This is a genomic window from Pseudomonas sp. GW821-FHT09C10, from assembly GCF_059418085.1.
Map to the genome: position 1 here is coordinate 548,525 of NZ_JBWKPE010000002.1, position 21,144 is coordinate 569,668.

The window sequence follows — 21,144 nt, forward strand, 5'->3', positions numbered from 1 at the left end:
GCGCTCGCGGGGGTAACTGCTCCGATTTCCTTTAGCCTTGCGAGATACCCCCATGACCCACCGTATTATTATCGTCGGCGGCGGCGCCGGCGGCCTGGAGTTGGCTACCCGCCTGGGTAAGACTCTGGGCAAGCGCGGCACCGCCAGCATCACGCTGGTGGACGCCAACCTCACCCATATCTGGAAGCCTTTGCTGCACGAAGTCGCTGCCGGCTCACTGAACTCTTCGGAAGACGAACTCAATTACGTCGCCCAGGCCAAATGGAACCACTTCGAGTTCCAACTGGGGCGCATGAGCGGGCTCGACCGCGAACAGAAGAAAATCCAGCTGGCCGCCACCCTCGACGAAGAAGGCCGCGAACTGGTGCCTGCGCGCGTGCTGGGCTATGACAGCCTGGTGATTGCGGTGGGCAGCACCACCAATGATTTCGGCACCGAGGGCGCGGCGCAGCACTGCCTGTTCCTCGATACCCGCAAGCAGGCCGAGCGTTTCCACCAACAGCTGCTCAACCACTATCTGCGCGCCCACGCCGGGCAAACCGATGTGGTGGAAAAGATCAGCGTCGCCATCGTCGGTGCGGGCGCAACGGGCGTCGAGCTGGCCGCAGAGCTGCATAACGCGGCCCACGAGCTGGCGGCGTACGGCCTGGACCGCATCAAGCCGGAAAACATGCACATCACCCTGATCGAAGCCGGCCCTCGTGTACTGCCTGCCTTGCCGGAGCGGATTGGCGGGCCTGTACATAAAACTCTGGAGAAGCTCGGGGTGACGGTGCTGACTAACTCAGCGGTCAGCGAAGTGACTGCCGACGCATTGATCACCAGCAGTGGCCAGGTGATTCCTGCCAGCCTCAAGGTGTGGGCCGCCGGGATTCGGGCCCCGGCTTTCCTCAAGGACATCGATGGCCTGGAAACCAATCGCATCAATCAACTGCAAGTGCTGCCGACGCTGCAAACCACCCGCGATGAAAGCATCTTCGCCTTTGGCGACTGCGCCGCGTGCCCGCAACCGGGCACCGACCGCAATGTGCCGCCACGGGCCCAGGCCGCGCACCAACAGGCCTCGTTGCTGGCCAAGTCATTGAAACTGCGTATCGAGGGCAAGGACCTGCCGGCGTACAAGTACACCGACTATGGGTCGCTGATCTCGCTGTCGCGGTTCTCGGCGGTGGGTAACCTGATGGGCAACCTGACCGGCAGCGTGATGCTGGAAGGCTGGCTGGCGCGGATGTTCTATGTGTCGCTGTACCGCATGCACCAGATGGCGCTGTATGGCTTCTTCCGCACGGCGATGCTGATGCTGGGCAGCAAGATCGGACGCGGGACTGAACCGCGCCTGAAGCTTCACTAACAACAGAGTCCCTTGCGGGACTGGCCAATGTGGGGGGCTTGCGCCCTCCCACATTGGTTGTGTGTTGGACTTGAGATAATTCCAGGCAAAAAAAATCCCCGTATCTTTCGATACGAGGATTTTTAATATGGTCGGGGTAAGGGGATTCGAACTCCTGACATCCTGCTCCCAAAGCAGGCGCGCTACCGGACTGCGCTATACCCCGGTAAAAAAAAGGCGACCTTTCAGTCGCCTTCTTCGATCAGCGCTTTTGGCCTCTGATCTTAAGATTCGATTCCAGCGTTAACTGGTCTCAAAAATGGTGGGTCGTGTGGGATTCGAACCTACGACCAATTGGTTAAAAGCCAACTGCTCTACCAACTGAGCTAACGACCCAAATATGGTCGGGGTAGGGGGATTCGAACTCCCGACATCCTGCTCCCAAAGCAGGCGCGCTACCGGACTGCGCTATACCCCGGTTTGAAATTGGCTCCGTGACCAGGACTCGAACCTGGGACCCAATGATTAACAGTCATTTGCTCTACCGACTGAGCTATCACGGAACTACATATTTCAAAGTACAACTTTTACTGCTGTGTAACCTTCTCTTCGACCCCGTCCGTATCGCTACGTTAGCGTCTCTGAGGCGCGCTATTCTACAATCTTAAAAACCCCTGTCAACCCTTTAAATTGCTTTTAAGACAATGATTTGCGCTTCTTTCTGATTTCTTCTTGGGGAGAAGAAACCCGTGGGCTGACGTTGCTGCGGGGCGCACTTTACAAGCCTTTGCCTTACAGTTCAACGCCCTATCGAAAAAAAAGGCCCTGGGATACAGGGCCTTCTCTTATTGCAGTGCAATCCGGGCTCAGTGGAAGACGATTTCGTCGTTCTCCACAGTCGCCTCGACGCTGGTGCCCGGCATAAAGCTGCCCGACAGGATCAACTGCGCCAGCGGGTTCTCGATCCAGCGCTGGATCGCACGTTTCAAAGGCCGTGCGCCATACACCGGGTCGTAACCGACCGCGATCAGCTTGTCCAACGCCTCGCGGCTCAGTTCCAGCGACAACTCGCGCTCCGCCAGGCGACCGCGCAGACGCCCCAGCTGGATCTCGGTGATGCCCGCGATCTGATCCCGCGCCAATGGCTCGAAGATCACCACTTCGTCGACCCGGTTGATGAATTCCGGACGGAAGTGCGTGGTCAACGCATCCATTACAGCAGCGCGCTGGGCCTCACGATCACCTACCAGTTCCTGGATCTGCGCCGAGCCCAGGTTGGAGGTCATGACGATCACCGTGTTGCGGAAGTCCACAGTGCGCCCGTGGCTGTCCGTGAGCCGTCCATCTTCCAGCACTTGCAGCAAGATGTTGAACACGTCCGGGTGAGCCTTCTCGACCTCATCCAGCAGGATCACCGAGTAAGGCTTACGCCGCACGGCCTCGGTCAGGTAACCGCCCTCCTCGTAGCCCACATAGCCTGGTGGAGCCCCGATCAGGCGAGCCACCGAATGCTTCTCCATGAATTCGGACATGTCGATCCGTACCATGGCCTCTTCAGTATCAAAGAGGAACTCGGCCAGGGCCTTACACAGCTCGGTCTTACCCACCCCGGTCGGGCCGAGGAACATGAACGAGCCGCTCGGACGGTTCGGGTCGGACAAGCCGGCGCGGGAACGCCGTACCGCGTTGGACACCGCCACGACCGCCTCTTCCTGGCCGATCACGCGCTGATGCAACAGGTGCTCCATCTTCAGCAGCTTGTCACGCTCGCCTTCAAGCATTTTCGACACCGGGATGCCGGTCCACTTGGACACGACTTCGGCGATTTCTTCCTCGGTCACCTTGCTGCGCAACAGCTGATTTTCAGCCTTACCGTGCTGGTCGACCATTTGCAGGCTGCGCTCCAGGTCCGGGATCACCCCGTACTGCAACTCGGCCATGCGGTTCAGGTCGCCTTTACGACGTGCGGCTTCCAACTCCTGGCGCGACTGCTCGATCTTTTGCTGGATCTGCGCAGAGCCCTGTACTTCGGCTTTTTCCGAGGTCCAGATTTCTTCGAGGTCCGAATACTCGCGCTCCAGGCGGAGAATTTCTTCCTGAAGTTTCTCCAGGCGTTTCTTGGCCGCGTCGTCCTCTTCTTTCTTAAGTGCCTGGGACTCGACTTTCAGTTGAATCAGGCGACGATCCAGGCGGTCGAGCACTTCCGGCTTGGAGTCGATCTCCATGCGAATGCGGCTGGCCGCTTCGTCGATCAAGTCGATGGCCTTGTCCGGCAATTGACGGTCGGTAATGTAGCGATGGCTCAATTTGGCCGCCGCAATGATCGCGCCGTCGGTGATCGCCACTTTATGGTGGACCTCGTAGCGCTCTTTCAGGCCCCGCAGGATCGCGATGGTGTCCTCTTCGCTCGGTTCTTCCACCAGGACTTTCTGGAAACGCCGCTCAAGGGCCGCATCTTTCTCAATGTACTGGCGATATTCGTTAAGCGTGGTAGCACCGACACAATGCAACTCACCCCGCGCCAAGGCGGGCTTGAGCATGTTGCCAGCATCCATGGAGCCCTCGCCTTTACCGGCGCCGACCATGGTGTGCAGCTCGTCGATAAACAGAATGATCTGCCCTTCCTGCTTCGACAGTTCATTAAGCAGGGATTTCAGGCGCTCTTCGAATTCACCGCGGAACTTGGCACCGGCGATCAATGACCCCATATCCAGGGACAGCAGGCGCTTGCCTTTAAGGCCGTCCGGCACTTCACCATTGATGATGCGCTGGGCCAGGCCTTCGGCAATCGCGGTTTTACCCACGCCAGGTTCACCGATCAACACCGGGTTGTTCTTGGTGCGACGCTGCAGAACCTGGATGGTGCGACGAATTTCATCGTCACGGCCGATCACGGGGTCAAGCTTGCCCTCTTCGGCACGCTTGGTCAGGTCGACGGTGTACTTGTCCAGGGCCTGGCGCGACTCCTCATGGTTAGGGTCGTTAACCGCATCACCGCCACGCAGGTTGTTGATGGCGTTTTCCAGGGCTTTCTTGCTGACACCCTGGCCAAGCAACAACTTACCAAGCTTGCTGTTCTCGTCCATGGCGGCGAGCAACACCAGTTCACTGGAGATGAACTGGTCACCCTTCTGCTGGGCCAGGCGGTCGGCCTGGTTAAGCAGGCGCGCCAGATCCTGCGACATATTCACGTCGCCGGTAGGGTTTTGGATTTTCGGCAGTTGGTCGAGCTCTTTGCTCAACTCCTTGCGCAGGCTGTTGACATCAAAGCCCACCTGCATCAGCAAGGGCTTGATAGAACCACCTTGCTGTTCCAGGAGTGCCTGCATCAAGTGCGCAGGCTCAATGGCCGGGTGGTCAAGCCCCACCGCCAAGGATTGGGAGTCCGATAAGGCCAACTGCAATTTGCTGGTTAAACGATCAATACGCATTAGTCACCTTCCTTTTGAGCAGGCCGGAGCTATAAAACATCCTGAATGAAGAAACCTGCCAGATACCCTTATAGATGGGGTGGATTCTGGAAGATTCAAGCGAACGGCGGTTGATATGGATCAGCGTTGATCCAGATCAGCAGAGTCTAGCGTTCAAGCCAGACAAGGGAGGCAAAACGTCCGGTGCGGGGGCTGCGCCGGTACGAAAAGAAGCGTGGGTCGGTCACGGTGCAGAAGCCACCACCATAAACAGCGGTGACACCCCGCGCAGCAAGGCGCAGGCGGGCCAACTGATAGATGTCGGCCATGAATTTGCCGGGATTGCGGCTTGGCGCGAAGGCTTCGGCAGTTGTCGGCAGTTGCTGCATGAACGCTTCACGCACTTCAGGGCCAACCTCAAAGGCTTGCGGGCCAATCGCCGGGCCCAACCATACCAGGACGTCCGAGGGCTCTGCATCGAGGCTTTCGAAGGCTGCCTCCAGCACGCCCGCCGCCAGCCCACGCCAACCGGCATGGGCCGCAGCCACACGAGTGCCGGCACGGTTGCAGAACAACGCAGGCAGGCAATCGGCGGTCATCGCGGTGCAGGCGATGCCGGGGGTGCTGCTCCAGCTACCGTCGGCTTCGGCGGTGCGGCCAGGGTCGGCCTCGACCACATCCACGCCATGGACCTGGCGCAGCCAGGCCGGCTGAATATCGAAGGCTTCGGTAAGGCGACGACGATTCTCAAGGACGGCCTCAAGGCTGTCCTCAACGTGATCGCCCAGATTAAGGCTGTCGAACGGCGCCTGGCTGACGCCGCCCGCACGGGTAGTCACACAGGCTTTCACCCCGACAGGCGCGGGCCAGTCAGGAATCAGCCAGTCATTCATCCGACAAACGCCTCGCGATCCTGCTTGAGTAGCGACAGCAACCAGACAAAATCGTCTGGAAGTGGCGATTCCCAGCTCATGCGCTTACCGCTCGTCGGATGGTCCAGCTCCAGGAAACGTGCATGCAAGGCCTGGCGCGGGAACGTCTTGAGCGATTCGACCATGGTCTGGCTCGCCGCAGGCGGAATGCGGAAGCGGCCACCGTAGGCCGGATCGCCTACCAACGGGAAGTTGATGTGGGCCATATGCACGCGAATCTGGTGGGTACGACCGGTTTCCAGCTTGACCCGCACATGGGTGTGGGAACGGAAACGCTCGAGCACGCGGTAGTGGCTCACCGCCTGCTTGCCGCCTTCCATCACCGCCATACGCTGGCGCTGCTGGCCGTGGCGACCGATCGGGGCGTTGATCTTGCCACCCGCCACGACCACGCCGATCACGATGCACTCGTAGATACGGCTGACACTGCGGCTCTGCAATTGCGTGACCAGTTGCGTCTGCGCCTGAATGGTCTTGGCCACCACCATCAAGCCGGTGGTGTCCTTGTCCAGACGGTGCACGATGCCGCAACGCGGCACGTTGATGATGTCGGGGATGTGGTGCAGCAAGGCATTGAGCAAGGTGCCATCAGCATGCCCGGCCGCCGGGTGAACCACCAGGCCTGCGGGTTTGTTGATGACCAGGATGTCGTCGTCTTCATAGACGATATCCAGCTCGATGTCCTGGGCAACCCATTCTCCCTGGGCTTCCTGCTCGGCAGTCAGCTCAAGAATCGCACCGCCATGGACTATGTCTCGCGGGCGGATAACCGCTCCATCCACAGTCAGGCGGCCGTCTTTGATCCAGGCGGAAAGGCGCGAGCGCGAGTGCTCAGCGAATAATTGTGCGGCGACTTGATCGAGGCGTTGGCCGCCCAATTCGGACGGCACCTCTGCGCGAAGTTCAATTTTATCGGACATGCTCAGACTAGGCGTGGCACAGCCTTTGGTTTCGGCTGCGCGCTTGTGGTTAAATACGGCGTCTTTTGCCCCGAGGCTTTCAACGGGGCGCTCATCATAACAGGACGGCCCCGCCCAAGACAGCGGCCGTCATAGGGACGCAAGCCGCCATGCAAGTGAAACACCTGCTGCTGATCGCCATCCTCGCCATGACTGCTGCTTGCTCGTCAACAAAGGAAGTCGTCGACGAAAACCTGAGCGAGGTCGAGCTGTACCAACTGGCACAGAAAGACTTGGACAATAATAGCTACACCAGCGCCACAGCGAAGCTGAAGGCCCTGGAGTCGCGCTATCCGTTCGGGCGCTACGCCGACCAGGCTCAGCTTGAGCTGATCTACGCCAACTATAAGAACGCCGAGCCGGAAGCTGCCAAGTCCGCCGCCGAGCGCTTCATCCGCCTGCACCCGCAACACCCGAACGTGGACTACGCCTATTATTTGAAGGGCCTGACCTCGTTCGACCAGGATGTTGGCCTGCTGGCGCGCTTCCTGCCGCTGGACATGACCAAGCGTGACCCGGGCGCCGCCCGTGACTCCTACAACGAGTTCGCCCAGCTGACCAGCCGCTACCCAAACAGCCGCTACGCACCAGACGCCAAGCAGCGCATGATCTACCTGCGCAACCTGCTGGCTTCCTACGAAATCCACGTGGCCCACTACTACCTGACCCGTCAGGCGTATGTAGCTGCCGCCAACCGTGGTCGCTATGTCGTGGAAAACTTCCAGGAAACCCCATCCGTGGGTGACGGCCTGGCGGTGATGACCGAAGCTTACCAGCGCCTGCACCTGGACGAGCTGGCCAGCACCAGCCTGGAGACCCTGAAGCTTAACTACCCTGATCACCCGAGCCTGAAAGACGGCCAGTTCGTGCCTCAGGTGGCCGAAGCGGACAACCGCTCGTGGCTGAGCAAGTACACCCTGGGCCTGATCGAGTCGCGTCCGCCGTTGCCGCCGGGCGAAACCCGCGCCAACCAGGACGTGATCAAACAGTTCCAGGATGCCAAGGACGCCATTCCTTCAGACCTCAAGCCGCACGACGAGAACGGCGACGTGATCGAAGAAGAAGAGCCGCAGGCCCTGGGCAACAACCAGGACCGCTCGTGGTTCAGCTACATGACCTTCGGTGTGTTCGACTGAGTCTGTCGAAGCAACGCAAAAAAGGAGCCTTTCGGGGCTCCTTTTTTATGGACAAGGATTATTGCGCTGTGCGCCTGCCACGTCCTTGGCTAAACTGGCGCATTCCTTATCGAGAAACCGCCCATCATGCTTCGTCTTCTGTTCTGGATTGCCGTTATTGCTGCCGCGGTATGGTTCTGGCGCAAATTCAAAAGCCCGACCGCCAGGCAGCAACGCACCAGCGAGCCCGGCGCAGCGTTGATGGTGCGTTGTGCACACTGCGGCGTGCACTTGCCGCAGGATCGCGCCCTGAGTTCGCGCCAGGAGTGGTATTGCACCCAGGCGCATCTGGAGCAAGGACCGAAGTCTATCCAGCGTTGATCCGACCTTCGGGGGCATAGGGCGCCGGATCGATGATCGGCCCACGCTCCAGTAGCAAATCGACAAATAACTGGCACGATGCCGGCGCCAGGACCAACCCGTTGCGGTAATGCCCGCAGTTGAGCCACAGCCCGTTGAAGCCGGGTACCCGGCCGATATAGGGGATCCCCTCCGGCGAGCCGGGCCGCAAGCCGGCCCAATGCCCCACCACTTCGGCGTCGGCCAGGGCGGGAATCAGTTCCACAGCCGAGGCCTTGAGGCTTTCCAGCGCGGTGTCGGTTGGCGTCTTGTCGAACCCCTCATGCTCCAGCGTGCTGCCGATGAGGATGTGCCCGTCGCGCCGAGGGATCGCATAACGCCCTTTGGCCAGGACCATGCTCGACAGGAAGTCCGAGGCGCACTTGTACAAAATCATCTGCCCCTTGACCGGCTCTACCGGCAGCGCCAAGCCCAAGGTGCCGAGCAGTTCGCCGCTCCAAGCCCCCGCTGCGAGCACCACCTGATCCCCCAGAATCGGCCCCTGTGCCGTATCCACGCCCACTACGTTGCCGCCATCCAGAACAAAACCGGTCACTTCGCACTGTTCGTGAACAGTCACGGCAGGCAAGGCCAATAGCGCGGCCTTCAAAGATTTGACCAGGCGCGGGTTGCGCACGTTGGCCACGTTGGCCATATAGATCGCCTGGGAATACCCGCCACCCAAGACAGGAACCGCATCATGGGCGGCAGATACATCGACCTTGCTCAAAGGCCGCCCTTCACGAGCAGCCCAGTCCAGCGCCTCGGTTTCATCGTCCAGGTCCAGCCAATACAAACCCGTAGTATGGACCTCCGGATCGACACCGGTAGCGGCAAACAGCCGCTCAGCCAGTTGCGGATAAAAATCCTGGGACCAATGGGCCAACGCTGTGACTGCCGGGCTATAGCGCCACGGATACAGTGGCGAAACAATGCCTCCGCCCGCCCATGACGACTCCTGCCCCACACCGGCACGCTCCAGCAGGGTCACAGCCTGCCCCTGGGTCGCCAGATTGAACGCCGTCAACAAGCCGATGACTCCGCCACCGACAATCACCACGTGCTGTTGCTTAACCATCATTTGATCCAGTCGATAAATAGGAATAAACGCGCCCGGCGCCCAATCATCCAGCACCCTCATCACTGCCCCCAGCATATCTGGCGCGACATTTCAGGTGCCGCCCCCGGATTGCCACGCGCACCGCTGCTGTCCAGGCTGAAGTCGCCGCAAGGGTCGCCGGCCATCAACGAATCGGCGCCCGGTGTGGCAACCAGGTAGAAATCCTGAGGGTTCAACGCTGCGGTGATTCTATAGCGATCATTGCCCGTACTGACGCCGCTTGCGTCAATAAAAGTGCCGTTCCTCATATGAAACCGCTCCAGGTGCTGAGCCTGCTCGGTCAACAGCGCGACGATTTCCGCGCGATAGACCTTTTTCACATGGCCGGTGTACCCGGGGTAAGCGATTCCGGCCAGAAACGCGATGATCGCTACAGCGATCAATAGCTCGATCAGGGTAAACCCCTGGCTATCCATGCCCATTTCATTGCTCCTTATTGAAGTTGCCGCCACGAAACCCGCCGAAACCGCGCGCCACTCTCCTCCTCCACCCGCGCATACACGCTCTCCAATACCGTGCGCGATTGGCCGCTGAGCCCGACCGCTGTTATCCGGTACAACGTCGCCAGGGTTTGCGGCGGCACATGCGGCAGCCCTACACCCGGCCCCAGGGATTGAATACCGTAGAGCCCACCCTTGATGGCAACCCAGTTAACCGATGACACTGGATGGGGCCCGGCACCCACCACCGAAAACGCTTCATCCGGTGGCCCACAGGCAGCGATCGACTGACACTGCGGCAAGGCCGCGCCCTTTCGCCTCACACCTTGCTCTCCCAGCCTCAAACCACTTTCTGCGGTTTGCAGCGACTGGTTGCGGTGCCACAGGCTACCGGCGATCTTTTGCTGGGTGACCGCCCCCTGTATCGAAGACAGGCCGATCAACGACAACAGCAACAAAAACACCAGGCTTATCAGCAGGACCATTCCCCCCTGCCGCAAAGAAACACCCTCAGCAAGCACCATGGTCGCCCTACCCCACACGGTTTCGCAGCGCCGCCACGACGCTGTAGGTTTGATCTTTTACCCGCCCCGTCGGGTCTTGCAACGTCATGCGGATGCGCACACTGCGGATCAAGGACTCATCGGTCGGGATAGCGTCATAACGCACAACCCGAACTGACGCCGGGCTGGCAGCCACGCCGAAACTGATATCGAAAGCCTTTACGTTATCCACCAACACAGCCTTGGCCGGCGCGGCAAGCGTGCTGACTTTCAACTGGCCCGCCTCGAAGGTGTAGGTCAGTTGCCGAATCGCAAAACGAATCTGCCCGGGAGCAGGCGCAGGTGAGCTGCCTGAATAGGCTTGAGCGGTAGCCGTGCAGTCGGAGAGCACCGTCCAATCAGGCCTGCCGTCGCCGACATCGGCGGTGACCAGCGTCAGCGACTTTGAACTGCCCCCGGCATTCCAGCTGACAGGCCTTTCAAAGGCTGGCGGGGCGTTCTCGATAAAGGCCGTGGCCAAACAGCCAAACATGCCCGCATGGCGAATGTCCTGGATCATCTTGCCCAGCACAAACCGCGCATCATCCTGCAGCAACATGGCCGCCTGCTGGCTGGCGTCGGTCGCTCGTGAATTGATCAGCACCTGACTCCCGCCAAGCACCAGCACCAAACCGACGGCCATGGCCAGCAACAATTCCACCAGGCTGAAACCTCTACCCCGATGCCTCATTGCATCACCCCCGGCTCATTGTCGAGGCGACTGGTCAGGGTGAAGGTTTCCCTCGCGCCGGGGGTGTTTGCACCCCGGCTGTCATCCCAACTGATACTGACAGTCACTTCATCTGCACTGACCACCACAGAGCCTTTGCCGCTCTCCCCGGCAAAACCGCGAATATTGGCTTCAAAGTCATGCAGATCCACATCACGTACGTTGGTGGTTGCGGTACTGGCCGACGCTCGAGTGCCAAGGCGCAACGAGTAGTCGGCACCGGAATTGGCACGGATTCGGTCGAGCATATCGTAGGCGATGAAACTGGCCTGGCTGGTCATTCTCGAACTGTCTGTGTATTTGAGGGCGTTGAGCTGGAGCATCACGGCCCCTAACAGCCCGACGGCGAGAATCAGCACCGCAACCAGCACTTCGATCAATGTCATGCCGATTTGGTACCGAGGAAAAATCAGGGGAAAACAGGTTTTCAGGCAAGCGGGCATTACCGTCGTCATCCGTGTCGAAGGCCGAAAAAAGCAGGAAAACCCTGCTGTGCGAACCAAGACTAGCGTCAGTTTTTCGACGGTGCAGGTCACGGAACAAAGGGAAATACTTTGGACATGAAGGCCATCATTCGACACGTCGAACCGGACGCTATACCTATGTTTCAACCCGATATGTACACCCGTCCACGGAGGGACGACCTATGAAACAACGAGGTTTCACCCTGATAGAACTGCTTCTCGGATTGATCGTGAGCGGCATCCTGGCGCATCTGGCTACGCCCAATTTCATCGGCCTGCTGGAATCACAGCAGCGACAAAGCGCGGCGCAATCACTGACGAACGGATTTCGCTTCGCGCGCACTGAAGCCATCACGCGTAACCGGGCGGTGGTCATCCACGCACTGGACGATGACTGGAGCCAGGGTTGGCGGGTCGTGCTGGACGTTAGCGGGCGTGGCCATCTGGACGACGACAACCCGGTGTTACTGGAGCGCCAGGGCAGCGGTCGGGTACCGATCGTCGGGAATGGACCGGTCAAAAGCCAGGTACGCTTCAGCGGGTTGGGCGAACCGGTATTTGTTGGGGGAGGTTTTCGTGCGGGCACTGTACATATATGCGCTACGGACTCGGTGCAGAGCCTGTACCAGGTGGTGCTGGCGCCCAGTGGGCGCATCAGCCTGCGCAGCGATAGAGCCGAACAGGCGTTGTGCCGAAGTTACTCCGGCACCCTGGCATTCAGAGCAGCGAGCGAACCCGCAGCTCCTTGGGCATGGAGAAAGTGATGTTCTCTTCACGACCTGCCAACTCATCGGCGCCCGTAGCACCCCACGCATGCAACTGCTGGATGACGCCACGCACCAGGACTTCCGGGGCCGAAGCGCCCGCCGTGATACCAATACGCTCGACACCATCGAACCAGCTGCGCTGCATATCTTCAGCGCCGTCGATCAGATACGCCGGTGTCGCCATGCGTTCGGCCAATTCGCGCAGGCGGTTGGAGTTGGAGCTGTTAGGGCTGCCGACCACCAGCACTACATCGCATTCATCGGCTAACTGTTTGACTGCATCCTGGCGGTTTTGGGTGGCGTAGCAGATGTCGTCCTTGCGTGGCCCACCAATGGCGGGGAAACGGCTGCGCAGCGCGTCGATCACGCGGCTGGTGTCGTCCATGGACAAGGTGGTCTGGGTCACGAATGCCAAACGCTCTGGGTTGTGAACCTGCAAGCTGGCGACGTCTTTTTCGTCTTCCACAAGGTAGATGGCGCCACCATTGCTGCCGTCGTATTGGCCCATGGTGCCTTCGACTTCCGGGTGGCCGGCATGGCCAATCAGGATGCATTCGCGACCATCACGGCTGTAGCGCGCGACCTCGATATGTACCTTGGTGACCAGCGGACAGGTGGCGTCGAATACTTTCAGGCCACGACCGGCCGCTTCGGAACGCACGGCCTGGGAAACACCGTGGGCGCTGAAGATAACGATGACGTCGTCCGGCACCTGCTCCAGCTCTTCGACAAAGATGGCGCCACGTGCGCGCAGGTCTTCGACCACGAACTTGTTATGGACGACCTCATGGCGCACATAGATCGGCGGCCCGAAGACTTCCAGGGCGCGGTTGACGATTTCGATCGCCCGGTCCACGCCGGCGCAGAAGCCACGGGGGTTGGCGAGTTTGATTTGCATGCTGTGCCTCGTGTCTGGCGCTTGGGCCAGAGTTGATGCTACTGAACTGACAATGACGACCAAACGCGGGAGCGGGCTTGCCCCCTCCCACATTTTAGATCGGGGCGTTGATCAAAGAGCTTTAACGTCGATGATTTCAACGTCGAACGTCAAGGTTTTACCGGCCAACGGGTGGTTGAAGTCGATAGTTACCTGCGCGTCATCGAAGGTTTTGACCACACCAGGCAGCTCGGTATTCGCTGCATCATTGAAAATCACCAGCAAGCCTTCCGACAGGTCCATGTCCTGGAACTGCGAACGCGGGATGATCTGCACATTTTGCGGGTTGGGCTGACCAAAGGCGTTTTCCGGCAGGATCTGCAGGGTGCGCTTGTCGCCAGCCTTGAAACCGAACAGTGCCGCTTCAAAACCTGGCAACAGGTTACCGTCGCCGACCTTGAAGGTCGCCGGGGCTTTGTCGAACGTGCTATCGACCGTGTCGCCATTCTCCAGGCGCAGTGCGAAATGCAAGGTGACTTCCGTGTTCTGGCCGATGCGTTGCCCAGCCAATACCTGATCAGTCATTGACGGTCTCTCCGGTTTTCTTACTTTTGAACATGTCCAGCGCCAGCATGATTGCACCGACGGTGATGGCGCTGTCGGCAAAATTGAACGCCGGGAAGTAATGGCGGTTCTGCCAATGCACCAGGATGAAGTCGATCACATGGCCCAGGGCAATGCGGTCGTACAGGTTGCCCAACGCGCCGCCCAGCACCAAGGCCAAGGCGATGGCCAGCCAGGTGTCATCGCGGCCCAGGCGCTTGAGCCAGACCACAAGCACCGCACTGACCACTACGGCGATCAGGGCGAACAGCCAGCGCTGCCAGCCACCACCGTCAGCCAGGAAGCTGAAAGCCGCGCCGGTGTTGTAGGCCAGGGTCCAGCTGAAGTAATCCGGGATCACCACGATTTGCTGGAACATTTCCAGGGAGCCCTCGAAGTGAGCCTTGCTGACCTGGTCGATGACCAGGACCAGCACGCTCAGTACGAGCCAGCCCAGACGTCCGAAACGACTGGCTGCATTAGGCATAGTGGCGAACCTCGCCTTCACCGGAAATGTTGTCGACGCAACGACCGCAGATTTCCGGATGTTCAGGGTTCACCCCGACGTCTTCACGGCAGTGCCAGCAACGGGCGCACTTAGGGAAGGCCGACTTGACCACTTTGAGCTTGAGGCCCGGCACTTCGGTGGCCACGGCATCCGCCGGTGCCTGGGCAAACGGTGCCAGGCTCGCAGTGGAAGTGATCAATACGAAGCGCAGTTCGTTGCTCAGCTTGGTCAGGTCAGCGGTCAGGCCTTCCTCGGCAAACAGGGTGACTTCGGCCTGGAGGTTGCCACCGACGGCCTTGGCCGCACGCTGAACCTCCAGCTCCTTGTTCACCGCAACCTTGACGGCCATTACGCCCTCCCAGTACTCGCGGCCCAGTTCGAAGTCGGCCGGCAGTTCGGTCAAGCCTTCATACCAGGTGTTGAGCATGACGGACTCATTACGCTCGCCCGGCAGGTATTCCCACAGTTCGTCGGCGGTGAAGGCCAGGATCGGTGCGATCCAGCGCACCAGCGCTTCGGAGATGTGATACAGCGCGGTCTGCGCCGAACGGCGGGCCTTGCTGTTGGCACCGGTGGTGTACTGCCGGTCCTTGATGATGTCGAGGTAGAAACCACCCAGCTCCTGCACGCAGAAGTTGTGGATCTTCGAGTACACGTTCCAGAAGCGGTATTCGCCGTAGTGCTCTTGCAACTCGCGCTGCAACAACAGGGTACGGTCCACGGCCCAACGGTCCAGGGCGAGCATGTCCTCGGCCGGCAGGATGTCGGTGGCCGGGTTGAAACCGGTCAGGTTCGACAGCAGGAAGCGCGCGGTATTACGGATACGGCGGTAGGCATCGGCGCTGCGGGCCAGGATCTGGTCCGACACGGCGATCTCGCCGGAGTAATCGGTCGACGCCACCCACAGGCGCATGATGTCGGCGCCCAAGGTGTCGTTGATCTTTTTCGGCTCGATCACGTTCTTCAGCGACTTGGACATCTTGCGGCCCGTCTCGTCGACGGTGAACCCGTGGGTCAGCAGCTCGCGGTATGGCGCGTGGTTGTCGATGGCGCAACCGGTCAGCAGCGACGAGTGGAACCAGCCCCGGTGTTGGTCGGAGCCCTCCAGGTACAGGTCGGCACGCGGGCCGGTTTCGTGACCCATCGGGTGCGAGCCGCGCAGCACGTGCCAGTGGGTGGTACCCGAATCGAACCAGACGTCGAGGGTGTCGCTGATCTTGTCGTACAGCGGCGCTTCGTCACCCAGCAACTCGGCGGCGTCCAGCTTGAACCAGGCTTCGATGCCTTCCTGTTCGACACGCTGGGCCACCACTTCCATCAGTTCGACGGTGCGTGGGTGCAGCTCACCGCTTTCCTTGTTGAGGAAGAACGGGATCGGCACACCCCAGTTACGCTGGCGGGAGATGCACCAGTCCGGACGGTTGGCGATCATCGAGTGCAGGCGCGCCTGGCCCCAGGCCGGGACGAACTGGGTGTCTTCGATGGCTTTGAGCGAGCGTACACGCAGGGTGTCGCCGCTGGCTGGCTCCTTGTCCATGCCAATGAACCATTGCGCCGTGGCGCGGTAGATCAGCGGGGTCTTGTGGCGCCAGCAGTGCATGTAGCTGTGCTTGATGGTGTCGGTTTGCATCAGCGCACCGACTTCACGCAACTTGTCGATGATCGGCTGGTCGGCCTTGAAGATGAACTGGCCGCCGAAGAACTCCAGCGACGGCACATAAACGCCGTTGCTTTGCACGGGGTTGATGATCTCGTCGTTGACCATGCCGTACTTCTTGCAGATCACGAAGTCGTCCACGCCATAGGCAGGCGAGCAGTGAACAATGCCCGTACCCGAACCCAACTCGACGTAGTCAGCCAGGTACACCGGCGACAGACGGTCATAGAACGGGTGACGGAAGTTGATCAGCTCCAGCGCGGAACCGGTGGTGGTGGCAATTACCGAACCCTGCAGTTCGTAGCGAGCCAGGCACGCTTCGACCATTTCCTCGGCGAGCACCAGCAGGCGATCACCGACGTCCACCAGGGCGTAGGTGAATTCCGGGTGCACGTTCAGCGCCTGGTTGGCGGGAATGGTCCACGGGGTGGTGGTCCAGATCACGATGGCAGCCGGTTTGCTCAGGCTTGCCAGGCCAAAGGCCTCGGCCAGCTTGGCGTCGTCGGCGATCGGGAACGCCACGTCGATGGTCGAGGACTTTTTGTCTTCGTATTCGACTTCCGCTTCAGCCAGGGCCGAGCCGCAATCGAAGCACCAGTTCACGGGCTTGAGGCCCTTGAACACGAAACCGCCCTTGACGATTTCGGCCAAGGCACGGATTTCACCGGCCTCGTTCTTGAAGTTCATGGTTTTGTAGGGGTTGTCCCACTCGCCCAGCACACCCAGGCGGATGAACTCGGACTTCTGCCCTTCGATCTGCTCGGCAGCGTAGGCACGGCAAAGTTCGCGGGTTTTATCCGCGCCCAGGTTCTTGCCGTGGGTCACTTCGACCTTGTGTTCGATCGGCAGGCCGTGGCAGTCCCAACCCGGGACATAAGGCGCGTCGAAACCCGCTAGGGTTTTCGAGCGCAGGATCATGTCCTTGAGAATCTTGTTCAGCGCATGACCGATGTGAATCGTGCCGTTGGCATAAGGAGGGCCGTCGTGCAGGACGAATTTCGGACGATCCTTGCCAATTTCGCGCAACTTTCCGTACAGGCCAATACTGTCCCAGCGCTGCAGGATCTGCGGTTCGCGCTGTGGCAGGCCGGCCTTCATTGGGAAGGCGGTGTCCGGAAGGTTTAACGTGGCTTTATAGTCGGTCATTTAAGGCTCTTCGGTTAGCGATGGGCGCTAGGTGCGGCTAGTGCACGGGCGGCGGCGACATCCGCATTGATCGCCGTTTTCAACGCCTCAAGCGAGGCGAAACGCTGCTCTTCACGCAGCTTCTGGTGGAAAACCACCGTCAAACGCCGGTCATACAGATCACCGGCAAAATCCAACAGATGAACTTCCAGGTGGGCCTTGCCATCACCTGCAACCGTGGGCCTGACGCCTATGTTGGCGACTCCCGGCCACGATTGGCCGTCGATGTCGACGCTGACCAGGTAAACCCCGGTCAACGGCACACGGCGGCGCTTGAGTTGCACGTTGGCGGTTGGCGTGCCCAGTTGGCGCGCCAGCTTCTGGCCGTGCAGTACCCGCCCGGCTATGCGGAACGGGCGACCGAGCAAACGCTCGGCCAAGGCGAAGTCGGCAGCGGCCAGGGCGTTACGCACCTGGGTGCTGCTCACGCGCAGGCCGTCCAGTTCGACGGTTTGCGCGGCTTCGACGGTAAAGCCCTGGGTGATACCGGCGTGTTGCAGGAACTCGAAATCCCCGACCCGGTCGCAGCCAAAACGGAAGTCGTCGCCGACCTCCAAATGCTGTACGCCCAGGCCGTCTACCAGTATGCGGTCGACGAACTCGGCAGCGCTGAGACTTTGCAAACGCTGGTTGAAAGCCAGGCAGAGGACGCGGTCCACGCCTTCTTCGGCCAGCAGTTGCAGCTTGTCCCGCAGACGGGCCAGACGTGCCGGTGCCGTTTCCGGGGTGAAATATTCCCGCGGCTGCGGCTCGAAAATCACCACGCAGCTGGGTACGCCCAACTCGACCGCACGCTCGCGCAGCCGGGCCAGGATAGCCTGGTGGCCACGGTGAACACCGTCAAAGTTGCCAATAGTGGCGACGCAGCCCCGATGCTCAGGGCGCAGGTTGTGGAGACCTCGAACCAGCTGCATAACGCGCTTCTTGCTCATAAAGTGGTCGATTATAACCACACCCGGCCCCGGACGACAGGCAACAGCGCAGGGCAAATGGATCGAATCGATAAAACAACCGTTTTATCGCGGCAAACTCTCTAGCTCAACGACTTGCGATTGAAATCCCGCAGGCGGAAGCCTTGCAGCAGCAACATCCCGAAGTACACCACCACGCCGGCCACGACCAGCACGCCCAGGCGCATGAAGCGCTCCAGCATATGACCTTCATCCCAGGCTGGCATGAAGTGCATCAGGCCGAGTAATACCGCGGACATCATCGCAACGGCCACCAGCAACTTGAGGGCGAACATGCCCCAGCCAGGCTGAGGCAGGAACATCTGTTGTTTGCGCAGCTGATAAAACAGCAGGCCGGCATTGATGCAGGCTCCAGCACTGATGGCCAGGGCCAGGCCGGCGTGGGCCAGCGGACCAATAAACACCAGGTTGAGCAGTTGCGTGACGATCAGGGTGAAGATCGCGATCTTTACCGGCGTGCGGATGTTCTGCTGGGCATAGAAGCCAGGCGCCAGCACCTTGATCACGATGATGCCGAGCAGGCCGACGGAATAAGCCACCAGCGCATGCTGGGTCATCAACGCGTCATGTGCATCGAATTGCCCGTATTGGAACAACGACACTGTCAGCGGCTCGGCCAGGATCCCCAGCGCCAGGGCGCACGGCAGCACCAGCACGAAGCACAGGCGCAAGCCCCAATCGAGGATGCGCGAGTATTCCTGGCGATCCTTGCTGGCATAGGTGCGTGCCAGCGTCGGCAGCAAAATGGTGCCGAGGGCTACGCCCAGCACGCCGGACGGCAGTTCCATGAGGCGGTCGGCGTAATACATCCACGACACCGAGCCGGATACCAGCAGCGAGGCGAACGCGGTGTTGATGATCAGGGAAATCTGGCTCACCGACACCCCAAGGATCGCCGGCAACATATTGCGCATCACGCGCCAGACGCCGGTGTCCTTGAGGTTCAGGCGCGGTAATACGAGCATGCCGATCTTTTTCAGGTGCGGCAGCTGGTAGAGCAACTGCGCCAGGCCACCGGCCAGCACGGCCCAGCCAAGGGCCATGACCGGCGGATCGAAGTAAGGTGTCAGGAACAGGGCAAAGATAATCATGCTGACGTTAAGCAGCGTCGGCACGAACGCCGGCACCGAGAAACGGTTCCAGGTATTGAGGATCGCACCGGCCAGGGATGACAGCGAGATCAGCAATATATAAGGAAAGGTCACCCGCAACAGGTCAGTGGTCAGCGCGAATTTTTCCGGCGTATTGGCAAAACCCGGCGCCGTGGCCCAGATCACCCAGGGCGCGGCGAGCATGCCGACGAGGGTCACCAGCATCAACACCAGGGTCAGCAGGCCCGAAACGTAGGCGATAAAGGTCCGGGTCGCCTCATCACCCTGTTGAGTCTTGTATTCGGCCAGAATCGGCACGAACGCCTGGGAAAACGCGCCCTCGGCAAAGATCCGCCGCAGCAGGTTGGGCAGTTTGAACGCAATAAAGAACGCATCCGTGGCCATGCTGGCGCCGAAGATACGCGCCAGCAGGGTGTCACGCACAAACCCCAGAACCCGGGAGATCATCGTGATAGAGCTGACGGCGGCCAACGATTTGAGCAGATTCATTGAAAGAGTTTGCGCCTATAGATAAAGAGCAGGCGAACTAAGCGCCTACTTATGCGATACTGCGCGCCTGCAACAGCACAGCGCCAAAGCTCGCGAGTTTACAGGTCAAGCGCCGGAAATAAATCACCCGCCTCTTCAGATCGACCACTCAGCAGTTCGCATCAGCCGGCCTTGACAACACATCAAGTCATCGGCATGATTCGCGGCCTATTTTGTTTGCTATTTCCTAAAAAGTCTTTCGAGGAGCTCGACGGTGGCCAACACACCTTCCGCCAAAAAACGTGCAAAACAGGCTGAGAAGCGTCGCAGCCACAACGCCAGCCTGCGTTCCATGGTTCGTACCTACATCAAGAATGTAGTTAAAGCCATCGACACCAAAGACGCTGAAAAAGCTCAAGCAGCTTACGTTCTGGCTGTGCCAGTTATCGACCGTATGGCCGATAAAGGCATCATCCACAAGAACAAGGCCGCTCGTCATAAGAGCCGCCTGAATGGCCACATCAAGGCTCTGAGCGTTCCTGCTGCAGCCTAAGTGGTAGCAACTGCAACGCAACCCCGGTTGCGAAACAGTTAAGAAATGCCCCATACCGAAAGGTCTGGGGCATTTTTGTTTGTGCCTGAAAATACACCACGATCAAAATGTGGCCGGGGTATCCGGTAGAGATTTTCAAGCGCACAAAAAAACGCCCCGAACCAGTCGGGGCGTTTTTGCTACCACTTGATCAAAACATCAATCAATGGTGATGGCCGCCTTCACCGTGGACGTGACCGTGGGCCACTTCTTCCTGGGAAGCGTCGCGGATGGCAACGATCTTCACTTGGAAGTTCAGGCGCTGGCCAGCCAGAGGGTGGTTGCCGTCGACGGTGACGTCGTCGCCGTCCAGGTCACGGATGGTGACGATCTGCATTTGACCGTCCGGCGCGGAAGCGTGGAACTGCATGCCCACTTCCAACTCATCAACACCTTCGAACATGCTGCGGCTCAGGGTGCTGACCAGTTCGGCGGAGTATTCGCCGTAGGCATCTTCAGGTTCTACGGCAACGGTCAGCTCATCACCGACGTTCTTGCCTTCCAGGGCCTTTTCCAGGCCTGGGATGATGTTACCTGCGCCTTGCAGGTAGACCAGCGGCGCGCCGCCGGCTGAGCTGTCGATGACCTCACCAGCGTCGTTGGTCAGGGTATAGTCGATGGAGACAGCCTTGTTAGCGGCGATCGTCATGGGGCGAGACCTTTTGCATAAGAATGAAGAACGGACAAGTCTAAACAAGGATTTGCCCGAAAGCGAACAGAACCCGGACGGACGGGACCGATCAACGGCATCCCTGGTCATCGGTTTCCATCAGGACGAGGAGGGTCACTGGGTTGCCGGGCTGTCCTGCGGCCACACCCAGCACCTGCGCCACCAGCCGCCATGGCAGTCTCGCGCCTGGGTACTCGACGCCACAGAGCGCCTGGAAAAAATACGCCAGCCCTTTGCCTGCGGCTGGTGTGCGCAAGTGTCCGAATAACGATAACCTTGGCGCCTGATTCCCG

Annotated in this window: 21 protein-coding genes and 4 tRNA genes; 6 read left to right on the forward strand and 19 right to left on the reverse strand. The window is 59.8% G+C overall.

Going from position 1 to position 21,144, the window contains the following annotated elements; all coding sequences use genetic code 11:
* The first annotated feature begins 52 nt into the window (after nt 1–52).
* Nucleotides 53–1,351, forward strand: a complete 1,299-nt coding sequence (locus tag AC07OT_RS06295; protein WP_115486601.1) for an NAD(P)/FAD-dependent oxidoreductase — start codon at nt 53–55, stop codon at nt 1,349–1,351.
* A gap of 128 nt (nt 1,352–1,479) precedes the next feature.
* Here the strand turns inward: AC07OT_RS06295 and AC07OT_RS06300 are convergent.
* From AC07OT_RS06300 to rluD, 7 genes are all read right to left on the reverse strand, one after another.
* Nucleotides 1,480–1,556 (reverse strand) — tRNA-Pro (locus AC07OT_RS06300).
* 94 nt (nt 1,557–1,650) lie between these two features.
* Nucleotides 1,651–1,726: transfer RNA gene (locus AC07OT_RS06305), tRNA-Lys, on the reverse strand.
* Between the two features lie 5 nt (nt 1,727–1,731).
* A tRNA-Pro gene (locus AC07OT_RS06310) sits at nt 1,732–1,808 on the reverse strand.
* Nucleotides 1,809–1,817: 9 nt separating this feature from the next.
* Nucleotides 1,818–1,893, reverse strand: a tRNA-Asn gene (locus tag AC07OT_RS06315).
* 303 nt (nt 1,894–2,196) lie between these two features.
* Nucleotides 2,197–4,761 carry an ATP-dependent chaperone ClpB gene (gene clpB / locus AC07OT_RS06320; RefSeq protein ID WP_141156723.1) on the reverse strand — a complete coding sequence of 855 codons (2,565 nt, stop codon included), beginning with the start codon at nt 4,759–4,761 and terminating at the stop codon, nt 2,197–2,199.
* A 146-nt stretch (nt 4,762–4,907) separates the two neighbouring features.
* Nucleotides 4,908–5,633, reverse strand: a complete 726-nt coding sequence (gene pgeF / locus AC07OT_RS06325) for a peptidoglycan editing factor PgeF (RefSeq protein ID WP_141156722.1) — start codon at nt 5,631–5,633, stop codon at nt 4,908–4,910.
* Nucleotides 5,630–6,592, reverse strand: a complete 963-nt coding sequence (gene rluD / locus AC07OT_RS06330; RefSeq protein ID WP_032886184.1) for a 23S rRNA pseudouridine(1911/1915/1917) synthase RluD — start codon at nt 6,590–6,592, stop codon at nt 5,630–5,632. Before rluD ends, pgeF begins: the two co-directional genes overlap by 4 nt.
* Nucleotides 6,593–6,741: 149 nt before the next feature.
* Between rluD and AC07OT_RS06335 the strand changes: the two genes are divergently transcribed.
* Both AC07OT_RS06335 and AC07OT_RS06340 read left to right on the forward strand, forming a co-directional pair.
* Complete coding sequence (locus AC07OT_RS06335; protein ID WP_115486598.1) at nt 6,742–7,767, forward strand: outer membrane protein assembly factor BamD; 1,026 nt, start codon at nt 6,742–6,744, stop codon at nt 7,765–7,767.
* Between the two features lie 126 nt (nt 7,768–7,893).
* Complete coding sequence (locus AC07OT_RS06340) at nt 7,894–8,127, forward strand: PP0621 family protein (protein ID WP_027606845.1); 234 nt, start codon at nt 7,894–7,896, stop codon at nt 8,125–8,127.
* On the opposite strand, the gene thiO is transcribed toward AC07OT_RS06340, so the two are convergent.
* From thiO to pilV, 5 genes are all read right to left on the reverse strand, one after another.
* The gene (thiO, locus tag AC07OT_RS06345; RefSeq protein WP_115486711.1) at nt 8,114–9,223 is read right to left on the reverse strand and encodes a glycine oxidase ThiO; all 1,110 of its coding nucleotides are present in this window, start codon (nt 9,221–9,223) and stop codon (nt 8,114–8,116) included. The genes AC07OT_RS06340 and thiO overlap by 14 nt on opposite strands.
* A gap of 62 nt (nt 9,224–9,285) precedes the next feature.
* Complete coding sequence (locus tag AC07OT_RS06350) at nt 9,286–9,687, reverse strand: type IV pilin protein (protein ID WP_495101100.1); 402 nt, start codon at nt 9,685–9,687, stop codon at nt 9,286–9,288.
* Nucleotides 9,688–9,698: 11 nt separating this feature from the next.
* Nucleotides 9,699–10,190 (reverse strand): pilus assembly PilX family protein, encoded by a 492-nt coding sequence (locus AC07OT_RS06355; RefSeq protein ID WP_495107702.1) that lies wholly within the window; start codon nt 10,188–10,190, stop codon nt 9,699–9,701.
* A 46-nt stretch (nt 10,191–10,236) separates the two neighbouring features.
* On the reverse strand, nt 10,237–10,938 hold the full coding sequence (locus AC07OT_RS06360) for a PilW family protein (protein ID WP_495107703.1): 702 nt from the start codon (nt 10,936–10,938) through the stop codon (nt 10,237–10,239).
* Entirely contained in the window at nt 10,935–11,420 is a 486-nt protein-coding gene (pilV, locus tag AC07OT_RS06365; RefSeq protein WP_495107704.1) for a type IV pilus modification protein PilV, read from the reverse strand. The genes AC07OT_RS06360 and pilV overlap by 4 nt, the downstream gene beginning before the upstream one ends.
* A 203-nt stretch (nt 11,421–11,623) precedes the next feature.
* Here pilV and AC07OT_RS06370 point away from each other — a divergent pair, with 203 nt between their 5' ends.
* The gene (locus AC07OT_RS06370; RefSeq protein ID WP_065938473.1) at nt 11,624–12,205 is read left to right on the forward strand and encodes a GspH/FimT family pseudopilin; all 582 of its coding nucleotides are present in this window, start codon (nt 11,624–11,626) and stop codon (nt 12,203–12,205) included.
* On the opposite strand, the gene ispH is transcribed toward AC07OT_RS06370, so the two are convergent.
* The 6 genes from ispH to murJ form a co-directional block, all read right to left on the reverse strand.
* On the reverse strand, nt 12,159–13,106 hold the full coding sequence (gene ispH / locus AC07OT_RS06375; RefSeq protein WP_065938472.1) for a 4-hydroxy-3-methylbut-2-enyl diphosphate reductase: 948 nt from the start codon (nt 13,104–13,106) through the stop codon (nt 12,159–12,161). The genes AC07OT_RS06370 and ispH overlap by 47 nt on opposite strands.
* Nucleotides 13,107–13,217: 111 nt before the next feature.
* Nucleotides 13,218–13,670 (reverse strand): FKBP-type peptidyl-prolyl cis-trans isomerase, encoded by a 453-nt coding sequence (gene fkpB / locus AC07OT_RS06380; RefSeq protein ID WP_065938471.1) that lies wholly within the window; start codon nt 13,668–13,670, stop codon nt 13,218–13,220.
* Nucleotides 13,663–14,175, reverse strand: a complete 513-nt coding sequence (lspA, locus tag AC07OT_RS06385; RefSeq protein ID WP_027606854.1) for a signal peptidase II — start codon at nt 14,173–14,175, stop codon at nt 13,663–13,665. The genes fkpB and lspA overlap by 8 nt, the downstream gene beginning before the upstream one ends.
* Nucleotides 14,168–16,999 (reverse strand): isoleucine--tRNA ligase, encoded by a 2,832-nt coding sequence (ileS, locus tag AC07OT_RS06390; protein WP_495107705.1) that lies wholly within the window; start codon nt 16,997–16,999, stop codon nt 14,168–14,170. The genes lspA and ileS overlap by 8 nt, the downstream gene beginning before the upstream one ends.
* Nucleotides 17,000–17,013: 14 nt before the next feature.
* On the reverse strand, nt 17,014–17,952 hold the full coding sequence (ribF, locus tag AC07OT_RS06395) for a bifunctional riboflavin kinase/FAD synthetase (protein ID WP_065924072.1): 939 nt from the start codon (nt 17,950–17,952) through the stop codon (nt 17,014–17,016).
* Between the two features lie 119 nt (nt 17,953–18,071).
* Complete coding sequence (gene murJ, locus AC07OT_RS06400) at nt 18,072–19,610, reverse strand: murein biosynthesis integral membrane protein MurJ (RefSeq protein ID WP_495107706.1); 1,539 nt, start codon at nt 19,608–19,610, stop codon at nt 18,072–18,074.
* 253 nt (nt 19,611–19,863) lie between these two features.
* Here murJ and rpsT point away from each other — a divergent pair, with 253 nt between their 5' ends.
* Nucleotides 19,864–20,142: a 30S ribosomal protein S20 gene (gene rpsT, locus AC07OT_RS06405; RefSeq protein WP_003188401.1), complete on the forward strand. Its 279-nt coding sequence runs from the start codon at nt 19,864–19,866 to the stop codon at nt 20,140–20,142.
* A gap of 202 nt (nt 20,143–20,344) precedes the next feature.
* Here rpsT and AC07OT_RS06410 read toward each other — a convergent pair whose 3' ends face one another.
* Nucleotides 20,345–20,830, reverse strand: coding sequence for an FKBP-type peptidyl-prolyl cis-trans isomerase (locus AC07OT_RS06410; RefSeq protein ID WP_003188398.1), 486 nt, complete (start codon nt 20,828–20,830; stop codon nt 20,345–20,347).
* Here AC07OT_RS06410 and AC07OT_RS06415 point away from each other — a divergent pair.
* Nucleotides 20,829–21,119 carry a DUF3565 domain-containing protein gene (locus tag AC07OT_RS06415; RefSeq protein ID WP_495107766.1) on the forward strand — a complete coding sequence of 97 codons (291 nt, stop codon included), beginning with the start codon at nt 20,829–20,831 and terminating at the stop codon, nt 21,117–21,119. The genes AC07OT_RS06410 and AC07OT_RS06415 overlap by 2 nt on opposite strands.
* Nucleotides 21,120–21,144: the final 25 nt, after the last annotated feature.

Excerpts from the sequence above, each read along its gene's own strand:
- AC07OT_RS06295 (WP_115486601.1), top strand. The coding sequence starts at position 53 with ATGACCCACCGTATTATTATCGTCGGCGGCGGCGCCGGCGGCCTGGAG.
- clpB (WP_141156723.1), bottom strand. The coding sequence starts at position 4,761 with ATGCGTATTGATCGTTTAACCAGCAAATTGCAGTTGGCCTTATCGGAC.
- pgeF (WP_141156722.1), bottom strand. The coding sequence starts at position 5,633 with ATGAATGACTGGCTGATTCCTGACTGGCCCGCGCCTGTCGGGGTGAAA.
- rluD (WP_032886184.1), bottom strand. The coding sequence starts at position 6,592 with ATGTCCGATAAAATTGAACTTCGCGCAGAGGTGCCGTCCGAATTGGGC.
- AC07OT_RS06335 (WP_115486598.1), top strand. The coding sequence starts at position 6,742 with ATGCAAGTGAAACACCTGCTGCTGATCGCCATCCTCGCCATGACTGCT.
- AC07OT_RS06340 (WP_027606845.1), top strand. The coding sequence starts at position 7,894 with ATGCTTCGTCTTCTGTTCTGGATTGCCGTTATTGCTGCCGCGGTATGG.
- thiO (WP_115486711.1), bottom strand. The coding sequence starts at position 9,223 with ATGGTTAAGCAACAGCACGTGGTGATTGTCGGTGGCGGAGTCATCGGC.
- AC07OT_RS06350 (WP_495101100.1), bottom strand. The coding sequence starts at position 9,687 with ATGGGCATGGATAGCCAGGGGTTTACCCTGATCGAGCTATTGATCGCT.
- AC07OT_RS06355 (WP_495107702.1), bottom strand. The coding sequence starts at position 10,190 with ATGGTCCTGCTGATAAGCCTGGTGTTTTTGTTGCTGTTGTCGTTGATC.
- AC07OT_RS06360 (WP_495107703.1), bottom strand. The coding sequence starts at position 10,938 with ATGAGGCATCGGGGTAGAGGTTTCAGCCTGGTGGAATTGTTGCTGGCC.
- pilV (WP_495107704.1), bottom strand. The coding sequence starts at position 11,420 with ATGCCCGCTTGCCTGAAAACCTGTTTTCCCCTGATTTTTCCTCGGTAC.
- AC07OT_RS06370 (WP_065938473.1), top strand. The coding sequence starts at position 11,624 with ATGAAACAACGAGGTTTCACCCTGATAGAACTGCTTCTCGGATTGATC.
- ispH (WP_065938472.1), bottom strand. The coding sequence starts at position 13,106 with ATGCAAATCAAACTCGCCAACCCCCGTGGCTTCTGCGCCGGCGTGGAC.
- fkpB (WP_065938471.1), bottom strand. The coding sequence starts at position 13,670 with ATGACTGATCAGGTATTGGCTGGGCAACGCATCGGCCAGAACACGGAA.
- lspA (WP_027606854.1), bottom strand. The coding sequence starts at position 14,175 with ATGCCTAATGCAGCCAGTCGTTTCGGACGTCTGGGCTGGCTCGTACTG.
- ileS (WP_495107705.1), bottom strand. The coding sequence starts at position 16,999 with ATGACCGACTATAAAGCCACGTTAAACCTTCCGGACACCGCCTTCCCA.
- ribF (WP_065924072.1), bottom strand. The coding sequence starts at position 17,952 with ATGCAGCTGGTTCGAGGTCTCCACAACCTGCGCCCTGAGCATCGGGGC.
- murJ (WP_495107706.1), bottom strand. The coding sequence starts at position 19,610 with ATGAATCTGCTCAAATCGTTGGCCGCCGTCAGCTCTATCACGATGATC.
- AC07OT_RS06415 (WP_495107766.1), top strand. The coding sequence starts at position 20,829 with ATGGGGCGAGACCTTTTGCATAAGAATGAAGAACGGACAAGTCTAAAC.
- AC07OT_RS06410 (WP_003188398.1), bottom strand. The coding sequence starts at position 20,830 with ATGACGATCGCCGCTAACAAGGCTGTCTCCATCGACTATACCCTGACC.